The sequence below is a fragment of the Roseomonas rosulenta genome, from assembly GCF_016106005.1.
Lineage (GTDB): Bacteria > Pseudomonadota > Alphaproteobacteria > Acetobacterales > Acetobacteraceae > Neoroseomonas > Neoroseomonas rosulenta.
The window spans coordinates 1-1,283 of the sequence record NZ_JACADR010000544.1 but is presented as its reverse complement, the minus strand read 5'-3'; the positions used below and the strand labels follow the sequence as shown (position 1 = coordinate 1,283).

General features: G+C 65.2%; 1 protein-coding gene. It reads left to right on the top strand.

What is annotated here, in order from left to right:
* The first annotated feature begins 665 nt into the window (after positions 1–665).
* Complete coding sequence (locus tag HW578_RS26725; protein WP_198373725.1) at positions 666–1,241, top strand: transposase; 576 nt, start codon at positions 666–668, stop codon at positions 1,239–1,241.
* Positions 1,242–1,283 lie beyond the last annotated feature (42 nt).

The following is a 1,283-nucleotide window of genomic DNA, read 5'->3' as shown; positions in this document are numbered from 1 at the left end:
AGAAGCGCCTCCGCCAAGCTCGCCTGTCCGATCCGACGCTGACCCATCTCCGCCTCACAACTGCCATCACCAGGCTCAGCGAATCAGCCCATCTGTCGCTCAGCAAGGCGTTTCGCAGGGATCTCCCATGAGCCTTGCCCCTCGAAGCCGCGAATCCTGGGCTTCCAGTCGCTACCTCGCACAAAGCCCTTCAGGGCCTCGACGCTCGAATCAAGAAGGTCGATCCTACTCTTATTGAGATTCACCGTATTCTTCAGGAATTCGTCAAATTTTTCGACAAGTTTCAATGTGGTGTTCCGCCTTCAACATTGCCCACGTGCGAATCGGCGCCGCACGACTGAATGAGTATCACACAAGCGAAGCGCGCGACTAAATACCGAAGGGAAATGCGCGTGTGATAGGATGTCAGCGCGCGATGAAGGACCACCGCGTTTGTCGGCATCCTGACTTGACAGTCGGGGTACGCGAAACCGACTAACTAGTTCGCAGCACGGCCTCATGGGTCTGTTCGTCGGCTTCGTGCCAACCGATATCGTTGCCGTTAATACACTGAGCCGGCGTCGAGCGCCAAGCGGGTTGGCGGCGGTGCTGGTCGGCACAGTATCGATATCGCGAGAAAAGGAAAATTTGCCTATTTCGACTGCTTATGCCACCCTCCCCCCCCCATGCCCCACCCCACCCCCCTCACCGACCTCCAATTCCACGCCCTCCTCCCCTACATCCTCCCGCGCTCCCCCGCCGGCCGCCAGATCGGCGACCTCCGCACCCGCATGGACGCCATATTCCACGTGGCTTCCGGCACCGGCCCCTGGTGCGCCCTGCCCGAACGCTTCGGCCGCCCGGACACCGTCTCGCGCTATTTCCGCCGCCTCACCCGTGCCGGCCTGTGGGAAAAGCTGCTGAACGCCATCAAGGACCTCAGTCCCAACCACCCACTGCGCCAGATCGCCCCGCTGATCTTCCGCGCCTGCCGCCGCGCCGTGCGCATCCTCGGCCTCGGCTTCATCGCGCTCGTGCGCCGGCTGCGACTGCTGCAGGCCCTGCCCGGCCCGCCCGCCAAGGTGGCCGACCCGGATTTGTCCGAAAACCTGCGCTTCCGTACGCCGCTGCCGGGCGCGGATGCGCTGCTTGCCGCCAGCGGGCGGGAGGCCGCCGACATGCTGCGCCGCCTCCGCACCCTGCATCGCCGCGCGGCGGGGCTCCGCTGCCTCCCGCGCGCGCTGCGCCTGGGCTGGTCGTGACCCGCGCGCTACGCAGCCGCGCGCTTGCGCGCGCCCTACTCC

Coding starts and splice junctions, on each gene's coding strand:
- HW578_RS26725 (WP_198373725.1), top strand. CDS start 666: ATGCCCCACCCCACCCCCCTCACCGACCTCCAATTCCACGCCCTCCTC.